Source organism: Streptomyces sp. NPDC001508 (assembly GCF_040298665.1).
GTDB lineage: Bacteria > Actinomycetota > Actinomycetes > Streptomycetales > Streptomycetaceae > Streptomyces.
Genome location: NZ_JBEPAP010000068.1, coordinates 18,849 through 34,973 on the forward strand (window position 1 = coordinate 18,849; position 16,125 = coordinate 34,973).

General features: G+C 70.8%; 19 protein-coding genes. 14 read left to right on the forward strand and 5 right to left on the reverse strand.

Annotated features, from left to right (window positions below; all coding sequences use genetic code 11):
- The first annotated feature begins 58 nt into the window (after positions 1-58).
- The gene (locus ABT245_RS38115; RefSeq protein WP_351743313.1) at positions 59-379 is read left to right on the forward strand and encodes a hypothetical protein; all 321 of its coding nucleotides are present in this window, start codon (positions 59-61) and stop codon (positions 377-379) included.
- Between the two features lie 153 nt (positions 380-532).
- Entirely contained in the window at positions 533-1,642 is a 1,110-nt protein-coding gene (locus ABT245_RS38120) for an amidohydrolase family protein (RefSeq protein WP_351743315.1), read from the forward strand.
- A 235-nt stretch (positions 1,643-1,877) separates the two neighbouring features.
- Here ABT245_RS38120 and ABT245_RS38125 read toward each other — a convergent pair whose 3' ends face one another.
- The 4 genes from ABT245_RS38125 to ABT245_RS38140 all read right to left on the reverse strand — a co-directional run bounded on the left by ABT245_RS38125 (position 1,878) and on the right by ABT245_RS38140 (position 5,597).
- Complete coding sequence (locus tag ABT245_RS38125; protein WP_351743318.1) at positions 1,878-2,888, reverse strand: COX15/CtaA family protein; 1,011 nt, start codon at positions 2,886-2,888, stop codon at positions 1,878-1,880.
- 114 nt (positions 2,889-3,002) lie between these two features.
- Positions 3,003-3,728: an ABC transporter permease gene (locus ABT245_RS38130; protein ID WP_351743394.1), complete on the reverse strand. Its 726-nt coding sequence runs from the start codon at positions 3,726-3,728 to the stop codon at positions 3,003-3,005.
- A gap of 50 nt (positions 3,729-3,778) precedes the next feature.
- The gene (locus ABT245_RS38135) at positions 3,779-4,756 is read right to left on the reverse strand and encodes an ABC transporter ATP-binding protein (protein ID WP_351743321.1); all 978 of its coding nucleotides are present in this window, start codon (positions 4,754-4,756) and stop codon (positions 3,779-3,781) included.
- Between the two features lie 31 nt (positions 4,757-4,787).
- Positions 4,788-5,597: an AAC(3) family N-acetyltransferase gene (locus ABT245_RS38140; RefSeq protein ID WP_351743324.1), complete on the reverse strand. Its 810-nt coding sequence runs from the start codon at positions 5,595-5,597 to the stop codon at positions 4,788-4,790.
- Between the two features lie 172 nt (positions 5,598-5,769).
- On the opposite strand from ABT245_RS38140, the gene ABT245_RS38145 reads away from it, so the two are divergent.
- The 8 genes from ABT245_RS38145 to ABT245_RS38180 are packed head-to-tail and all read left to right on the forward strand — an operon-like array spanning position 5,770 to position 12,341.
- The gene (locus ABT245_RS38145) at positions 5,770-6,513 is read left to right on the forward strand and encodes a helix-turn-helix transcriptional regulator (protein WP_351743327.1); all 744 of its coding nucleotides are present in this window, start codon (positions 5,770-5,772) and stop codon (positions 6,511-6,513) included.
- Positions 6,510-7,931 carry a Fe-S cluster assembly protein SufB gene (gene sufB / locus ABT245_RS38150; protein ID WP_351743330.1) on the forward strand — a complete coding sequence of 474 codons (1,422 nt, stop codon included), beginning with the start codon at positions 6,510-6,512 and terminating at the stop codon, positions 7,929-7,931. The genes ABT245_RS38145 and sufB overlap by 4 nt, the downstream gene beginning before the upstream one ends.
- Positions 7,932-7,989: 58 nt before the next feature.
- Positions 7,990-9,174 carry a Fe-S cluster assembly protein SufD gene (gene sufD, locus ABT245_RS38155; protein ID WP_351743332.1) on the forward strand — a complete coding sequence of 395 codons (1,185 nt, stop codon included), beginning with the start codon at positions 7,990-7,992 and terminating at the stop codon, positions 9,172-9,174.
- Positions 9,171-9,491, forward strand: a complete 321-nt coding sequence (locus ABT245_RS38160) for a non-heme iron oxygenase ferredoxin subunit (RefSeq protein WP_351743334.1) — start codon at positions 9,171-9,173, stop codon at positions 9,489-9,491. Before sufD ends, ABT245_RS38160 begins: the two co-directional genes overlap by 4 nt.
- Before the next feature lie 7 nt (positions 9,492-9,498).
- Positions 9,499-10,263 (forward strand): Fe-S cluster assembly ATPase SufC, encoded by a 765-nt coding sequence (gene sufC / locus ABT245_RS38165; protein ID WP_351743337.1) that lies wholly within the window; start codon positions 9,499-9,501, stop codon positions 10,261-10,263.
- Positions 10,260-11,528, forward strand: a complete 1,269-nt coding sequence (locus ABT245_RS38170; protein ID WP_351743340.1) for a cysteine desulfurase — start codon at positions 10,260-10,262, stop codon at positions 11,526-11,528. The genes sufC and ABT245_RS38170 overlap by 4 nt, the downstream gene beginning before the upstream one ends.
- A 16-nt stretch (positions 11,529-11,544) precedes the next feature.
- Positions 11,545-12,012 (forward strand): Fe-S cluster assembly sulfur transfer protein SufU, encoded by a 468-nt coding sequence (gene sufU, locus ABT245_RS38175; protein WP_351743343.1) that lies wholly within the window; start codon positions 11,545-11,547, stop codon positions 12,010-12,012.
- Positions 12,009-12,341 (forward strand): metal-sulfur cluster assembly factor, encoded by a 333-nt coding sequence (locus tag ABT245_RS38180; RefSeq protein ID WP_351743346.1) that lies wholly within the window; start codon positions 12,009-12,011, stop codon positions 12,339-12,341. The genes sufU and ABT245_RS38180 overlap by 4 nt, the downstream gene beginning before the upstream one ends.
- A gap of 103 nt (positions 12,342-12,444) precedes the next feature.
- Here the strand turns inward: ABT245_RS38180 and ABT245_RS38185 are convergent, their stop codons facing one another.
- Positions 12,445-13,311 (reverse strand): AbfB domain-containing protein, encoded by an 867-nt coding sequence (locus ABT245_RS38185; protein WP_351743349.1) that lies wholly within the window; start codon positions 13,309-13,311, stop codon positions 12,445-12,447.
- 276 nt (positions 13,312-13,587) lie between these two features.
- Here ABT245_RS38185 and ABT245_RS38190 point away from each other — a divergent pair, with 276 nt between their 5' ends.
- The 4 genes from ABT245_RS38190 to ABT245_RS38205 all read left to right on the forward strand — a co-directional run bounded on the left by ABT245_RS38190 (position 13,588) and on the right by ABT245_RS38205 (position 16,125).
- Positions 13,588-13,908 (forward strand): DMT family transporter, encoded by a 321-nt coding sequence (locus ABT245_RS38190; protein WP_351743352.1) that lies wholly within the window; start codon positions 13,588-13,590, stop codon positions 13,906-13,908.
- Positions 13,905-14,444, forward strand: a complete 540-nt coding sequence (locus tag ABT245_RS38195; protein WP_351743397.1) for a TetR/AcrR family transcriptional regulator — start codon at positions 13,905-13,907, stop codon at positions 14,442-14,444. The genes ABT245_RS38190 and ABT245_RS38195 overlap by 4 nt, the downstream gene beginning before the upstream one ends.
- A gap of 191 nt (positions 14,445-14,635) precedes the next feature.
- Positions 14,636-15,625, forward strand: coding sequence for a 2,3,4,5-tetrahydropyridine-2,6-dicarboxylate N-succinyltransferase (gene dapD, locus ABT245_RS38200; RefSeq protein WP_351743355.1), 990 nt, complete (start codon positions 14,636-14,638; stop codon positions 15,623-15,625).
- 197 nt (positions 15,626-15,822) lie between these two features.
- Positions 15,823-16,125, forward strand: coding sequence for a hypothetical protein (locus ABT245_RS38205; protein WP_351743357.1), 303 nt, complete (start codon positions 15,823-15,825; stop codon positions 16,123-16,125).

Below are 16,125 nucleotides of genomic sequence, written 5' to 3' on the forward strand. Positions count from 1 at the left end.
CACAGGTCACAGGGCGCTGCTCTCGCCAGCCGGTCCACTCGTGAATAGCATCCTGGCCATGGCAGACACACAGCGGGTTGACCAGAAGACCGAGCGCACGGCGGCGCGGCTCGCCCAGCGGATCGGCGCCTTCGCCAAGGCCCACGGCGGCGCCGAGGGCCAGGTGGCCTACCTCGGCGAACGCGGTGCCCGGATCGTGCTCGTGGGCGAGGACGGCGGCTGGGGCGACCTGGTGGCCCCGACGTACGAGATCGCCGAACGGGCGGTGGCGAAGTCCGGCATCACGGCCCACGAGTCCTTCGACGGCGAGTTCGCGGCGAAGGTGAGGACGGGCGCCTACGAGTGGAAGCGGATGGCGGGCATCCAGATCGGGGGCTGACCTGGGCCCCTCAAGGGCGGCGGGGGCCCGCGATCAGCCCCGGGGCAGCCCGTGGCCGCCGGACGATGCACGCTCCCGAGCCGAGCCGCGACCTCATCCCCGGTTCACCCGTTAAGACGGTAGGCACGCACACCGTCCACACGGGGAGCCCGGATGATCGACACGCCGTCCCTGGTGGACCAGTACTGCCACGGAGTGCTCCGCACCGAGCTGGGCCTCGGCACCTTCGAGGCCCAGCTCGCCCGCACCGAGGGGCCGCCCGCCCCGGGCACCACGCTCTTCGACACTCAGACCGGCTTCGCCGTGCGCCGCTGGTGCCCCCCGCTGCTCGGCCTCGAACCGCACTGCCCGCCGGCGAGCTATCTCGCCCGGCGCCGTGAACTCGGCGTGCTGGAGGCGGGCCGCAGGCTGCTGCGGGGCAGCGGCATCACCACCTACCTCGTCGACACGGGACTGGCCGGCGACCTCACGGGCCCCGACGAGATGGCGTCCGCCGGTGCCGCCGAGGCCCGCGAGATCGTGCGCCTGGAACTCCTCGCCGAGCAGGTCGCCGACACCTCGGGCACCGTCGAGTCCTTCCTCGCCAACCTCGCCGAATCGGTGCACGGGGCCGCCGCGAACGCCGTCGCCTTCACTTCCGTCGCGGGGGTGCGGCACGGGCTGGCGCTCGCACCGGAGCCACCCGGGGCCGGCGAGGTACGCGGCGCCGCGGGACGCTGGCTGGCCGAGCGCCGGGTCGGCGGCGAACTCGACGATCCGGTGCTGCTGCGCCATGTGCTGTGGATCGCGGTCGCCTCCGGCCTGCCGCTCCAGTTGCACGCCGGGCTCGGCGAGCCGCGCTCGCGCATCGACCGTACCGACCCGGTGCTGCTGACCGACTTCGTACGGGCCACCGCGGGCCTCGGTACGGACCTGGTGCTGCTGCACGGCTACCCGTACCACCGGCAGGCCGCCCATCTGGCCGGGGTCTTCCCCCATGTGTACGCCGACTCCGGTGCCGCGCTGGTGCGCACCGGCGTCCGCGCGGCCGGTGTCCTCGCGGAGATCCTGGAACTGGCCCCGTTCGGCAAGATCCTCTTCTCCAGCGGCGCACACGGGCTGCCCGAACTGCATGTCGTGGGCGCCAGCCTGTTCCGCGAGGCGCTCGGGCGGGTGCTGGGCATGTGGGTCGCCGAGGGCGCCTGGTCGCTGGGGGACGCGCAACGGGTGGCCGGCCTGATCGCGACGGAGAACGCGGTCCGGGTCTACGGCCTGGGGGACTGAGGCCCCGCACACCCACGCCCGTAGTACCCGCCCACACGTGCGCCTGCCATACGCCCACGCATGTGCCTGTGGCGCTCGCCCATGTGTGGACCTTTGACGCCCGCCCCCGCATGTTCCTGTGGCGTGCCCGCCCACACCTGCGCTTACCACACCCGCCCACGGTGCGCCCGTGTGGCGCTTGCCCATGCAGGTTCGGCGCGGGCTCAGCGCGCGTGCCGTTGCCTGACGCTCACGTTCACGCGCGGGTGGCGATCGGTGTTTCCAGGGAGGGGCCCGGCAGTGTGGCCGTCGCCTCGGGGCGCTCCCGCAGGGACAGCAGCACGCGCAGCACCCAGATCCACATCACGCAGGAGCCCAGCATGTGCGCGCCCACCAGGACCTCGGGGAGATGCGTGAGGTACTGGACGTAGCCGATCGCGCCCTGGCACAGCAGCACGATGAACAGCTCGCGCGTGCGGTCCAGCGGACCTTTGGGCGCGTCGACCGCCTTGAGGACGAACCACAGGGCGAAGGTCAGCGTCACCACGATCCAGGCGAGCACGGCGTGCAGTTCGGTGATGTTCTCCCAGTCGATCGGGATCCGTTCGACCTCGCTGGAGTCGCCCGCGTGCGGTCCCGCCCCGGTCACCACCGTGCCGACGGCGATCAGCAGGACGGACGCGGTCACCAGGACCCGCACCAGCTGCTGCACGGCCTTGCCGACCAGCGGGCGCGGCGGTCCGTCGCCCTCGCGGCTGCGCTGCCACATGACGGTGGCGACGGCGATGAGCGCGGTGGACAGCAGGAAGTGGGCCGCGACCGTGTACGGGTTCAGCCCGACCAGGACGACGATGCCGCCGAGCACCGCGTTGCCCATGACCACCCAGAACTGCGCCCAGCCAAGCCGGGTCAGGCCGCGCCGCCATGGCTTCTGCGCGCGGGCGGCGATGATCGCCCAGCCCACGGCCGCGCACAGCACATAGGTGAGCATGCGGTTGCCGAACTCGATGACCCCGTGCGGGCCCATGGCCCGGGTGGTGGTCAGCGAGTCGTCGGTGCAGGTGGGCCAGGTCGGGCAGCCGAGGCCCGAGCCGGTCAGCCGGACGGCACCGCCGGTGACGACGATGACCACCGACATGACGAGGGCGATGAGAGCCGCCCGCTGGACCGTCCGGGGGCTCGGGGTCCAGCGTTCGGCGATGAAGGCGAGCGGGTTGCGCACGGCCGCTGCGGCATCGGCGCGGGTCAGCTTTGGCACGCGCACCATGGTAGGGCGCCGCTTGTGCACGCGTTCACGAGGGTCGCCCTCCGGCCGTCCGGCGGCGCCGTGGAGCCGGGCCGGCGTCGCCCTCACGGCGTACCCGCGGACCGGGCCGAGCCGTCACTCCCAGCGGAAGAACCGCCCGGCCGCGGCCAGCCCCACGACCGCCCAGCCGGCCAGGATCCCCAGGTCGCCCCATGGCATCCCTGCCCCGTGCTGGAGCACGTCCCGCAGCCCGTCCGACAGGGCCGTGACGGGCAGCAGCGCGAGCACGTCCTGGACACCGGAGGGGAACTTGTCCAGCGGGACGATCACGCCGCCGCCGACGAGCAGCAGCAGGAAGACCAGATTGGCGGCGGCCAGCGTCGCCTCCGCCTTCAGCGTGCCCGCCATCAGCAGCCCGAGGCCCGAGAAGGCGGCCGTGCCCAGCACGAGCAGAAGCAGCACGGCGGCCACGGTGCCGGCCCCGCCGTGCGGCGACCAGCCCAGCGCGAAGGCGATCGCCGTCAGCAGCACCACCTGGAGGACCTCCGTGACCAGTACGGACGCGGTCTTCGCGGTCATCAGTCCCCAGCGCGGCAGAGGCGAGGACGCCAGCCGCTTCAGCACGCCGTAGCGCCGCTCGAAGCCGGTGGCGATGGCCTGGCCGGTGAACGCCGTCGACATCACGGCGAGCGCCAGGATGCCGGGCGTGAGGAAGTCCACCGCCCTGCCCGCGCCGGTGTCCACGATGTCCACCGAGCTGAACAGCACCAGCAGCAGCGTCGGGATCACGACCGTCAGCAGCAGCTGCTCGCCGTTGCGCAGCAGCAGCCGGGTCTCGAACGCCGCCTGGGCCGCGATCATGCGGGGCAGGGGCGCCGCGCCGGGCGCGGGGGTGTAGGTGCCCACGGTGGTCACGAGCGCAGCTCCTTGCCCGTCAGTTCCAGGAAGACGTCTTCGAGGGTGTGCCGTTCGACGGAGATCCGCTCCGGCATCACACCGTGCTGGGCGCACCACGAGGTCACCGTCGCCAGCAGCTGCGGATCGACCTTGCCGACGACCCGGTAGGAGCCCGGCGTCAGCTCGGCGGCGGCGCAGTCCGCCGGGAGCGCCTTCAGCAGGGAACCCACGTCGAGGCCCGGCCGGCCGGTGAAGCGCAGCGTGTTCTCGGCGCCGCCGCGGCACAGCTCGTCGGGGGAGCCCTGGGCGATGACCCGACCGTCGTCGATGACGGCGACGTGGTCGGCGAGCCGCTCGGCCTCCTCCATGTGGTGTGTGGTGAGGATCACGGAGACACCGTCGGCGCGCAGGTCGCCGACCAGGTCCCAGGTGGCGTGGCGGGCCTGCGGGTCCAGCCCGGCCGTCGGCTCGTCCAGGAAGACCAGCTCCGGGCGTCCCACGACGGCCATGGCGAGCGCGAGCCGCTGCTGCTGTCCACCCGACAGCCGCCGGTAGGCGGTGCGCCCGCAGCCGCCGAGCCCGAGCCGTTCGATGAGCGCGTCCACGTCCAGCGGACGGGCGTGCAGCGCCGCCACATGGCGCAGCATCTCGTCGGCCCGGGCGCCCGAGTACACCCCGCCGGACTGGAGCATCACGCCGATGCGGGGGCGCAGCGCGGCGGAGTCCCGCACCGGGTCGAGGCCGAGGACGCGCACCGTGCCGGCGTCCGGCCTCCGGTATCCCTCGCACATCTCGACCGTGGTCGTCTTGCCCGCCCCGTTGGGGCCGAGCACGGCGGTCACGCCCGCCCCGGCCACCAGGTCGAGGCCGTTCACCGCGGTCTTCGTGCCGTACCGCTTCACCAGGGCCTGGACCTCGATGACCGGGTGCGACACGAAGCGTCTCCCCGAGGGGTGGTGGTCGGGAGACGGGCGGGCGGGCTCACTTCGCATGGCTCCAGAGTCTAGGGACGCCGCCCGGCTCTCAGACCGGCGGGTGCGGGAACTCGTCCTCGCGGGGCCGGTGCACCGCCAGCCACCGTTCGGCGTACGCCACGGCGTCCGCCAGCGGGAACAGCCGAGCGTCGGCTGCGCCCACCGTGCCCCGCAGCACGGGTCGGTCCCGTTCGAAGTCGTGGCCCAGCTCGTCGAAACGTTCCGAGCTGATCGACACCTCGGTGACCCGCTCCCAGCCGTCGGGGCCGGGGCGGCCCACCTCGACCAGCGGGGCCGGGATACGGTACTCGGCCAGGTGGAAGGCGGTGCAGCTGGCGTAGCCCGCGCCGAGCAGCAGCACCCGCGCGCCCAGCTTTTCCAGTCGGGCCAGCGGACTTCGCTCGCCCAGCCGGCAGTCCGGGGCGTGTTCGGCGACGATCTCGGCGGCGTGCGGGCCGAGCGCGGCGAAGGACGTCTGCGGGTGCGCGCTGCGCAGGGCGCCCGGCCAGGTCCGTACGGTCTCCGGGACCACACCGACCCCGCGGGTGGGCGTGGTGCGCGGGTCGTAGCGGGGCATCGTGACCCGAATGGTCTCCCACCACTCCTCGGGTACCGGCGGGCTGCGCCACAGGGCCGGATCGGACAGGTCGCCGGACTGGGCGGGCACCACGAGGGTGCCGTCCGGGCCGAGGGCGTCGAGCAGCCCCTGGACCACCGCGACGGCGCCGCCGCACACCCAGCCCAGGGAGCTGAGCGAGGAGTGCGCCAGCAGGATCTCGCCGGGTTCGACGCCGAGCGCGCGCAGCCGGGCAAAGACGGCGTCGCGGGTGACAAGCGGGCCGTTCGTGGGGTCGCGCATGGCCCGGGAGTCTGCCGGACCCGGTGCCGCGCCGCCATCGAATTGGCCGGGCGACGATCGATCAAAGATCGTTTCCGCAGGTCGGATTAGGTATGCCTAAGTGACCCAGGGCACCGTCCGCTCGGCGGGACGCGGCTTGTCAGGCTCTGAGGAATTACGCAACAATGGCGTTGTGAAAAACGTCGGCGAGGCTCGGGAGACCCCCCGGGGTACCCCCCAGGAGGAGTTCGCGGCCGGTGTGCGCTCGGATCGCTCCACGCGCAACCGGGTCGCGCGGTCCATCCTGGACCACGGCCCGTCGACCGTCGCCGAGCTGGCGGGACGGCTGGGACTCACCCACGCCGCCGTGCGCCGGCACCTGGACGCCCTGGCCGCCGACGACGTCGTCGAGGCGCGCGAGCAGCGGGTGTACGGGGCGCGGACCCGTGGCCGCCCGGCCAAGGTCTTCGCGCTCACCGACTGCGGCCGTGACGCCTTCGACCAGTCGTACGACAAGCTCGCCGAGGACGCGCTGCGCTGGATCGCGGACCGGGAGGGCGGCCCGGAGGCGGTCGCCGCCTTCGCCCGCGCCCGGATCGCCGCCCAGGCGAGCGCCTACCGCAAGGCGATCGAGGCCGCCACGCCCGACAAACGCGCCGAAGCCCTGGCCAAGGCCCTGAGCGTCGACGGGTACGCTGCTACGGCGCGCAGCGCACCGGTCGGCGAGCAGCTGTGCCAGCACCACTGCCCGGTCGCCCATGTCGCCGAGCAGTTCCCGCAGCTGTGCGAGGCGGAGACGGAGATCTTCGCCGAACTGCTCGGAACACACGTCCAGCGGCTGGCGACCATCGCCCACGGCGACGGCGTCTGTACGACGTTCATCCCCAAGATTTCCACTGACGCATCTGCAAGCACGGCCGGGAGGAACCCCGCATGACTCTCCCCACGGAGACTGCTCACCCCGAACTCGAGGGCCTGGGCACGTACGAATACGGCTGGGCCGACTCCGACGAGGCCGGTGCCGCGGCGAAGCGCGGTCTGAACGAAGAGGTCGTCCGGGACATCTCGGCGAAGAAGTCCGAGCCGGAGTGGATGACCAAGCTGCGCCTCAAGGGCCTGCGGCTCTTCGAGAAGAAGCCCATGCCGAACTGGGGCTCGGACCTGTCGGGCATCGACTTCGACAACATCAAGTACTTCGTGCGGTCCACGGAGAAGCAGGCGGAGTCCTGGGAGGACCTGCCCGAGGACATCAGGAACACATACGACAAGCTCGGCATCCCCGAGGCGGAGAAGCAGCGCCTCGTGGCCGGTGTCGCCGCGCAGTACGAGTCGGAGGTCGTCTACCACCAGATCCGCGAGGACCTGGAGGAGCAGGGCGTCATCTTCCTCGACACCGACACCGCGCTGAAGGAGCACCCGGAGCTGTTCAAGGAGTACTTCGGGACCGTCATCCCCGCCGGTGACAACAAGTTCGCCTCGCTGAACACCGCCGTGTGGTCCGGCGGCTCCTTCATCTACGTCCCGCCGGGCGTGCACGTGGAGATCCCGCTCCAGGCCTACTTCCGCATCAACACGGAGAACATGGGCCAGTTCGAGCGGACCCTGATCATCGTCGACGAGGGCGCCTACGTGCACTACGTCGAGGGCTGCACGGCACCGATCTACAAGTCGGACTCGCTGCACTCCGCGGTCGTCGAGATCATCGTCAAGAAGAACGCCCGCTGTCGCTACACCACCATCCAGAACTGGTCGAACAACGTCTACAACCTGGTCACCAAGCGTGCCGTGGCCTACGAGGGCGCGACCATGGAGTGGATCGACGGCAACATCGGCTCCAAGGTGACGATGAAGTACCCGGCCGTCTACCTGATGGGCGAGCACGCCAAGGGCGAGACCCTGTCCATCGCCTTCGCGGGCGAGGGGCAGCACCAGGACGCGGGCGCCAAGATGGTCCACATGGCGCCGAACACGTCGTCCAACATCGTCTCCAAGTCGGTGGCGCGCGGCGGCGGCCGCACCTCCTACCGCGGTCTCATCGAGATCGGCGAGGGCGCCCCGGGCGCCAAGTCGAACGTGCTCTGCGACGCCCTGCTGGTGGACACCATCTCCCGGTCCGACACGTACCCGTACGTCGACGTCCGTGAGGACGACGTGTCCATGGGCCACGAGGCGACCGTCTCCAAGGTCTCCGAGGACCAGCTGTTCTACCTGATGAGCCGCGGCCTGTCCGAGTTCGAGGCGATGGCGATGATCGTGCGCGGCTTCGTCGAGCCGATCGCCAAGGAACTGCCCATGGAGTACGCGCTGGAACTCAACCGGCTGATCGAGCTGCAGATGGAGGGCGCGGTCGGCTGAGCCGCCGGCCCGCAGTCCCCGTCAAGCCCTACGCAAGAAAGCGAGCAATACGACAGCCATGGCTGAGGCCCAGACAATCCCGGTGGGCTCCACCACCTCCGGCCAGATCGCGGTGGCCGCCGAGTCGACCGTCGCGACACGCATGAGCGCGCCGCCCTCCTTCGACGTGGCGGACTTCCCGGTGCCGCACGGCCGCGAGGAGGAGTGGCGCTTCACCCCGCTGGAGCGGCTGCGCGGCCTGCACGACGGCAGCGCGGTCGCCACCGGCGACGGTGTGCGGGTGGACGTCGATGCCCCCGAGGGCGTCACCGTCGAGACCGTCGGCCGCGACGACGCGCGGGTCGGCCGCGCGGGCACCCCGGTGGACCGCGTCGCCGCCCAGGCGTACTCCGCCTTCGAGAAGGCCTCGGTGGTGACCGTCCCCAAGGAGACCGTCCTCACCGAGCCGATCCGCATCGCCGTGCGCGGCGAGGGCGGCACCGCCTTCGGCCAGCAGATCATCGAGCTGGGCGCCTTCGCGGAGGCCGTCGTCGTCATCGACCACACCGGCGACGCGGTGCTCGCCGGCAACGTCGACTACATCCTCGGCGACGGCGCCAAGCTGACCGTCGTCTCCGTCCAGGACTGGGACGACAAGGCCGTGCATGTGTCGCAGCACAACGCCCTCGTAGGCCGGGACGCCTCCTTCAAGTCGGTCGTCGTCACCTTCGGCGGCGACGTCGTACGCCTGCACCCGCGCGTCAGCTACACGGGCCCCGGCGGCGAGGCCGAGCTGTACGGCCTGTACTTCACGGACGCCGGCCAGCACCAGGAGCACCGCCTCCTGGTCACCCACAACACCCCGCACTGCAAGTCGAACGTCGCCTACAAGGGCGCGCTCCAGGGCGACGACGCGCACGCCGTGTGGATCGGGGACGTGCTGATCGAGGCCAAGGCCGAGGGCACCGACACCTATGAGATGAACCGGAACCTGGTGCTGACCGACGGCGCCCGCGTCGACTCGGTGCCGAACCTGGAGATCGAGACCGGTGAGATCGTCGGTGCCGGCCACGCCTCCGCCACCGGCCGCTTCGACGACGAGCAGCTCTTCTACCTGATGGCCCGCGGCATCCCGGAGCGCGACGCCCGCCGCCTGGTGGTGCGCGGCTTCTTCGCCGAACTGGTCCAGCAGATCGGCGTCACCGACATCGAGGAGCGCCTGCTCGCGAAGATCGAAGAGGAGTTGGAGGCGTCGGTCGCATGAGCGCCTTCGTACGCGTCTGCGGGCTGAGCGAGCTGGAGGAGGACACCCCGAAGCGGGTGGAGATCGACAGCACACCGGTCTCGGTCGTCAGGACCGAGGGGGAGGTGTTCGCGATCAACGACATCTGCTCGCACGCCAACGTCTCGCTCTCCGAGGGCGAGGTCGACGACTGCCACATCGAGTGCTGGCTGCACGGCTCGCGCTTCGACCTCCGCTCCGGAAAGCCCGACGCCCTCCCCGCGACGCGCCCCGTCCCCGTATACCCCGTAAAGATCGAAGGGGACGACGTGCTCGTCTCCCTCACCCAGGAGTCCTGAGGCACCCATGGCAACGCTTGAAATCCGAGACCTGCACGTCACCGTCGAGGCAGACAACGCCACGAAGGAGATCCTCAAGGGCGTCGACCTCACCGTGAAGCAGGGCGAGACGCACGCCATCATGGGCCCCAACGGCTCGGGCAAGTCGACCCTCGCCTACTCGCTCGCGGGCCACCCCAAGTACACGATCACCAGCGGCACCGTCCTGCTCGACGGCGAGGACGTCCTGGAGATGACCGTCGACGAGCGCGCCCGCGCGGGCCTGTTCCTGGCGATGCAGTACCCGGTCGAGGTCCCCGGCGTCTCGGTCTCCAACTTCCTGCGCTCCTCCGCCACCGCGATCCGTGGCGAGGCACCCAAACTGCGCACCTGGGTGAAGGAGGTCAAGGAGACCATGGAAGGGCTCCACATGGACCCGTCCTTCGCCGAGCGCAACGTCAACGAGGGCTTCTCCGGCGGCGAGAAGAAGCGCCACGAGATCCTTCAGCTGGAGCTGCTCAAGCCGAAGATCGCGATTCTCGACGAGACCGACTCGGGGCTGGACGTCGACGCCCTGCGGATCGTCTCGGAGGGCGTGAACCGCGTCCGCGAGACCGGCGAGGTCGGCACCCTGCTGATCACGCACTACACGCGCATCCTGCGCTACATCAAGCCCGACCACGTCCATGTGTTCGCCGACGGCCGGATCGCCGAGTCCGGCGGCCCGGAGCTGGCGGACAAGCTGGAGAACGAGGGCTACGAGGCATACGTGAAGGGTGGCGCATCCGCGTGACACCTTCCCGCCATGGGCTCCCCGGCCTCCTCGACACCGAGGCGATCCGCAAGGACTTCCCCGTCCTGGACCGGCTGGTCCACGACGGCAGGAAGCTCGTGTACCTGGACAACGCGGCGACCTCGCAGAAACCGCGCCAGGTACTGGACGCCCTGAGCGAGTACTACGAGCGCCACAACGCCAACGTCCACCGCGGTGTGCATGTGCTCGCCGAGGAGGCCACGGCGCTGTACGAGGGCGCGCGCGACAAGGTCGCGGAGTTCGTCAACGCCCCCAGCCGCGACGAGGTGATCTTCACCAAGAACGCCTCCGAGTCGCTGAACCTCGTGGCGAACATGCTCGGCTGGGCCGACGAGCCCTACCGGGTGGACCAGGACACCGAGATCGTCATCACCGAGATGGAGCACCACTCCAACATCGTCCCGTGGCAGCTGCTGTCGCAGCGTACGGGCGCGAAGCTGAAGTGGTTCGGCCTCACCGAGGACGGCCGGCTCGACCTCTCGGACATCGAGGAGGTCATCACCGAGAAGACGAAGATCGTCTCCTTTGTGCTGGTCTCCAACATCCTGGGCACGGTCAACCCGGTCGAGGCGATAGTGCGCCGCGCCCAGGAGGTCGGCGCGCTGGTCTGCATCGACGCCTCCCAGGCCGCCCCCCACATGCCGCTGGACGTGCAGGCGCTGCAGGCCGACTTCGTGGCCTTCACCGGCCACAAGATGTGCGGCCCGACCGGCATCGGTGTGCTGTGGGGCCGTCAGGAGCTGCTGGAGGACCTGCCTCCGTTCCTCGGCGGCGGCGAGATGATCGAGACGGTGTCGATGCACTCGTCCACCTATGCTCCCGCCCCGCACAAGTTCGAGGCGGGCACCCCGCCGATCGCGCAGGCGGTCGGGCTGGGCGCGGCGATCGACTACCTCAACGCGATCGGCATGGACAAGGTCCTCGCCCATGAGCACGCGCTCACCGAGTACGCGGTGAAGCGGCTGGGCGAGGTCCCGGACCTGAGGATCATCGGCCCGGCCACGGCCGAGGACCGGGGCGCGGCGATCTCCTTCACGCTCGGTGACATTCATCCGCACGACGTGGGACAGGTCCTCGACGAGCTGGGCATCGCGGTACGTGTCGGGCACCACTGCGCGCGCCCCGTCTGCCTGCGCTACGGAATTCCCGCGACCACGCGAGCGTCGTTCTATCTGTACTCCACGCCGGCCGAGATCGACGCTCTGGTCGACGGACTGGAGCATGTACGGAACTTCTTCGGCTGACGGGACGAGCGATCGCATGAAGCTGGATTCCATGTACCAGGAAGTCATCCTGGACCACTACAAGAACCCGCACGGGCGTGGTCTGCGGGATGGCGACGCCGAAGTGCACCATGTGAACCCGACGTGCGGTGACGAGATCACCCTTCGCGTGAAGTACGACGGAACGACGATCGAGGACGTCTCGTACGAGGGCCAGGGCTGCTCCATCAGCCAGGCATCGGCCTCCGTGCTGAACGACCTCCTCGTCGGCAAGGAGCTGGCCGAGGCGCAGAAGATCCAGGAGACCTTTCTGGAGCTGATGCAGTCCAAGGGCCGGATCGAGCCCGACGAGGCCATGGAGGACGTCCTGGAGGACGCGGTCGCGTTCGCCGGTGTCTCCAAGTACCCGGCCCGGGTGAAGTGCGCCCTCCTGAGCTGGATGGCGTGGAAGGACGCGACGGCCCAGGCGCTGGGCGGAGCCGACGCCGAAAGGAAGACGGCATGAGCGACACCGTGGAGACGAAGCCGGCCTCGGAGGAGGAGCTCCGCGAGGCCCTGATGGACGTGGTGGACCCCGAGCTGGGCATCGACGTCGTCAACCTCGGCCTGATCTACGGCATCCATGTCGACGAGGCCAATATCGCCACCGTCGACATGACCCTGACGTCGGCGGCCTGTCCGCTGACGGACGTCATCGAGGACCAGGCCAAGTCCGCCACGGACGGCCTCGTCAACGAACTGCGGATCAACTGGGTCTGGATGCCCCCATGGGGCCCCGACAAGATCACGGACGACGGCCGCGAGCAGTTGCGGGCGCTCGGATTCAACGTCTGAGGTCCCGCCCGGCTCACGCCTGATCCCATCCGCACGGTTTCCGCGGAAGCGAACGGCGGCACCCAAAGGGGGTGCCGCCGTTCGCTTCGTGCGGCCCGGCCGCTCAGCTCAGCCCGTCCTCCAGACGGAACGCCGAGTCCGCGCGGTACAGGTCCGTGTCCTGGTACGGGTCCAGCCTGAGCCGGAAGTTCCGGTGCCGCAGAAAGCGGCCCGGGTAGTTCACCGACTCCAGTACGACCGCGCCGGAGCGGGCCGCGGGGCGCCGGCAGAAGGTGGCGTCCTCCCGGAACAGCGCCGAGCCGTCGTCGCGTTCGGCGCGCAGCACGAAGTCGCGGTGGCGCAGATAGGTGCCGTCGGCCGTGGCGAACGACGAGCAGGATCCGTCGGCCAGGCCGTCGACCAGCCGGAAGGTGGCGGCGCGGCGCTCCGCGCGCGATCCGACGGGATCGAGCTGGACCAGGCCGCGGCTCACATGCCAGTAGCGGTCGGGGTAGTTCACCGAGCGGACGGACCGCAGGAGCGGGGAGTCGTCCGATGTGCCGGACGAGCCGCCGTGCGCGGCACCGGACGAGCCACCGTGCGCGGCACCGGACCCGGACGGGCGGGCCGAGGGGGCCGGGGTGGCCCGCGCGCTGTCGCCGGGCGCCGGTGTGCGCGGCGTGGCGGTGGTGGGCGTTGCCGTCGTCGGGCCGCTGCCGTCGTGCGGCCGAGCCGTCGTACCGGACGAGGGCGAGGCGAAGGAGAGCAGTCCGGGGCCGGCGTCCGTGGGCGCCGCGGCCGGCGCCGGGGCGGACGACTCGTCAGCGGCCGGGCGGTCGACGGATATCGCCGTCAGACAGGCCACGACGGTGGCCGCGGCCAGCCCGCCGGCCAGCCAGAGTCTTCGGGTTCCCGGTGCCCGGGACGGGTCGGGGGGCCAGCCGCGTTCCCAGGACGGGTGCCGCGGTGGCCGGGGGGTGGTTTCTGGCATGCGCTGTTCCTCCAGCGGCGCCCTGTGCGGCGGCCGGGGATGTGGGGGCGAGGTGATCGAGGCTGAAACACTAGTGGAGCCGGAGAGCCGGCGGGGACCGTTTCAGCGAGCGGTTTCTCTCCCTCCGACGGCAGCCCGACGGGACCCGGCTCCACCGCAACCGACCAGTCGGAGGCAATCGCTGACTCCATATCAGATTCGGCTCCACGAAAGGGTGTTGGGCGATCTTCCGACCCGGTGAAGGGACGGCGCGAACCGCTATGTACGCTCGTACACATGGGGTATCTGCTGCTCTCCGGAGCCATCGCGGCCGAGGTGGCCGCCACGACCGCGATGAAGTACAGCGACGGCCTCAGCAGGCCGGGGCCCGCGCTGCTGACCGCTGTCGGCTATCTCGTCTCCTTCGTCCTGCTCGCCCGGACGCTGAAGAGCCTGTCGATCGGCACGGCGTACGCGATCTGGTCCGGGGTCGGCACCGCGACCATCGCGGTGCTCGGCCTGCTGCTGTTCGGAGAGGGGCTGAACGCGACGAAGATCACCGGGCTTCTGCTGATCATCGGCGGCGTCGTGGTCCTGAACCTGGGCGGCGCGCACTGAGGGCCCGGCGGCACGACCCGGACCGGCGGCAGCGGATCATCGACGCGGCGATCCGGGTCGTCGGTGAGAAGGGCATCGCCGGGCTGAGCCACCGGACCGTCGCGGCCGAGGCGGACGTTCCGCTCGGCTCCACGACGTACCACTTCGCCACCCTCGACGAACTGCTGGTCGCGGCCCTGCGGCAGGCCAACGAGGGATTCGCCGAGGTGCTGGTCGGCAGCGGCGTACCGGACGACACCGAGGGCGACCTGGCGGCCGGGCTCGCACGGGTGCTGGGGGAGTGGCTGGGCGGCGAGCGCACGGGCGTCGAGCTGGAGTACGAGCTGTATCTGGCGGCCCTGCGCCGCCCCGCGCTGCGGCCCGTGGCCGCGGAGTGGACCGAGGAGACGGTACGGCGGCTGGCCAACCGGACCGACCCGGTGACCGCCCGGGCCCTGCTCGCCCTGATGGACGGCATCTGCCTCCAGGTACTGCTGACCGGAGGCGAGTACGACGAGGAGTACGCGCGGGAGGCACTGGCACGGCTGATCCCCTGAGAGCCCGGGCCGGTCCGGGCCGGTCCGGGCCTGGCTGGGCCCGGCCGCGAGTCCGGTGCCGGACGGACGCGGTTCGCGGACGGGTGCCTGGGGTGCTTCGCGGACGGTGCCTGGGGTGGTTCGCCGACCGGCAGCTGAGATGCTTCTCCGCCGGTTCGCCCGTGCGGGCCCGCCCACGTTAGGTTGCCCTCATGACCGACACGACTGCTCCTCGTACCACCGGCGCCGTGGCCGCCGGGCTCGCCACCGTCGCCGCCGACGGCACCGTTCTCGACACCTGGTTCCCGGCGCCCGAACTGGTCGCCGAGCCCGGTCCGTCCGGCACCGAGTCGCTGTCGGCCGAGCAGGCCGAGCGGCTGCTCGGCGAGGGCGCAGTGCGCGCCGTCGGCCCCGATCCCCGCCGGAACGTCGAAGTGGTGGCGGTGCGCACGGTCATCTCCTCCCTCGACGAGAAGCCGATCGACGCGCACGACGTCTATCTGCGCCTGCACCTGCTCTCGCACCGTCTGGTCAAGCCGCACGGGCAGAGCCTGGACGGCATTTTCGGCTTCCTCGCCAACGTCGCCTGGACCTCGCTCGGCCCGGTCGCCGTCGACGACATCGACAAGGTGCGGCTCAACGCCCGCGCCGAGGGCCTGCACCTCCAGGTGACCTCGGTCGACAAGTTCCCGCGCATGACGGACTACGTCGCGCCGAAGGGCGTCCGCATCGCCGACGCCGACCGCGTACGCCTCGGCGCCCACCTCGCCGAGGGCACCACGGTCATGCACGAGGGCTTCGTGAACTTCAACGCCGGCACCCTGGGCACCTCCATGGTCGAGGGCCGCATCTCCGCGGGCGTCGTCGTCGGCGACGGCTCCGACATCGGCGGCGGCGCCTCCACCATGGGGACGCTGTCCGGCGGCGGCAACGTGATCATCTCCATCGGCGAGCGCTGCCTGATCGGTGCCGAGGCGGGCGTCGGCATCGCGCTCGGCGACGAGTGCGTCGTGGAGGCCGGCCTGTACGTCACCGCGGGCACCCGCGTGACCATGCCCGACGGCCAGATCGTCAAGGCCCGCGAGCTGTCCGGTGCCTCCAACATCCTCTTCCGCCGCAACTCGGTCACCGGCGCCGTGGAGGCCCGGCCGAACAACGCGGTCTGGGACGGCCTGAACGAGATCCTCCACACCCACAACTGACCACCATCTGAGCGCCCTTCCATGGCCCCGTACGGCCTGGAAGGGCGCTTTTTCCGGCCCGGCGGACAGGGGGAGTTCGACGGACCGCAGCGGACGAGGATCCGTGGAGACACCGGTACATAGGTCTCGGCCTGGAAGCGGCGTTCATGCCGGGCTCCGCTGCGAAGCTCCGCCGCGTGTTCTGTTTGGATCAGCTCATGAGTTCTGTTGGCGCGCTGGATGACAGACCCCAGAAAGCGGCGCTCGCCCTCTGGTTCGGCGGTGCGTCCCTGGCGTGCTGGTTCTGTTGCCCGTTCTGGATACTCGTCTGCTACGTCGTCCTGCCCGCGGCCATCGGCGGCCTTGTGCGGGCCTTCGTCGAGTACCGGGCATCACGGACCGGTCGGGCGAGCAGGTCACGAGCCGTAGTGGGTGGCGTGCTGTCCCTCCTGGGAGCCACCGCGGCGATCGCCTACATGATCTTCCTGGCCACCCACCCGAACCTCCCCGTACAGGGCTGA

Excerpts from the sequence above, each read along its gene's own strand:
- ABT245_RS38115 (WP_351743313.1), top strand. The coding sequence starts at position 59 with ATGGCAGACACACAGCGGGTTGACCAGAAGACCGAGCGCACGGCGGCG.
- ABT245_RS38120 (WP_351743315.1), top strand. The coding sequence starts at position 533 with ATGATCGACACGCCGTCCCTGGTGGACCAGTACTGCCACGGAGTGCTC.
- ABT245_RS38125 (WP_351743318.1), bottom strand. The coding sequence starts at position 2,888 with ATGGTGCGCGTGCCAAAGCTGACCCGCGCCGATGCCGCAGCGGCCGTG.
- ABT245_RS38130 (WP_351743394.1), bottom strand. The coding sequence starts at position 3,728 with ATGATCGCGGCCCAGGCGGCGTTCGAGACCCGGCTGCTGCTGCGCAAC.
- ABT245_RS38135 (WP_351743321.1), bottom strand. The coding sequence starts at position 4,756 with ATGCGAAGTGAGCCCGCCCGCCCGTCTCCCGACCACCACCCCTCGGGG.
- ABT245_RS38140 (WP_351743324.1), bottom strand. The coding sequence starts at position 5,597 with ATGCGCGACCCCACGAACGGCCCGCTTGTCACCCGCGACGCCGTCTTT.
- sufB (WP_351743330.1), top strand. The coding sequence starts at position 6,510 with ATGACTCTCCCCACGGAGACTGCTCACCCCGAACTCGAGGGCCTGGGC.
- sufD (WP_351743332.1), top strand. The coding sequence starts at position 7,990 with ATGGCTGAGGCCCAGACAATCCCGGTGGGCTCCACCACCTCCGGCCAG.
- ABT245_RS38160 (WP_351743334.1), top strand. The coding sequence starts at position 9,171 with ATGAGCGCCTTCGTACGCGTCTGCGGGCTGAGCGAGCTGGAGGAGGAC.
- sufC (WP_351743337.1), top strand. The coding sequence starts at position 9,499 with ATGGCAACGCTTGAAATCCGAGACCTGCACGTCACCGTCGAGGCAGAC.
- sufU (WP_351743343.1), top strand. The coding sequence starts at position 11,545 with ATGAAGCTGGATTCCATGTACCAGGAAGTCATCCTGGACCACTACAAG.
- ABT245_RS38180 (WP_351743346.1), top strand. The coding sequence starts at position 12,009 with ATGAGCGACACCGTGGAGACGAAGCCGGCCTCGGAGGAGGAGCTCCGC.
- ABT245_RS38185 (WP_351743349.1), bottom strand. The coding sequence starts at position 13,311 with ATGCCAGAAACCACCCCCCGGCCACCGCGGCACCCGTCCTGGGAACGC.
- ABT245_RS38190 (WP_351743352.1), top strand. The coding sequence starts at position 13,588 with ATGGGGTATCTGCTGCTCTCCGGAGCCATCGCGGCCGAGGTGGCCGCC.
- dapD (WP_351743355.1), top strand. The coding sequence starts at position 14,636 with ATGACCGACACGACTGCTCCTCGTACCACCGGCGCCGTGGCCGCCGGG.
- ABT245_RS38205 (WP_351743357.1), top strand. The coding sequence starts at position 15,823 with ATGAGTTCTGTTGGCGCGCTGGATGACAGACCCCAGAAAGCGGCGCTC.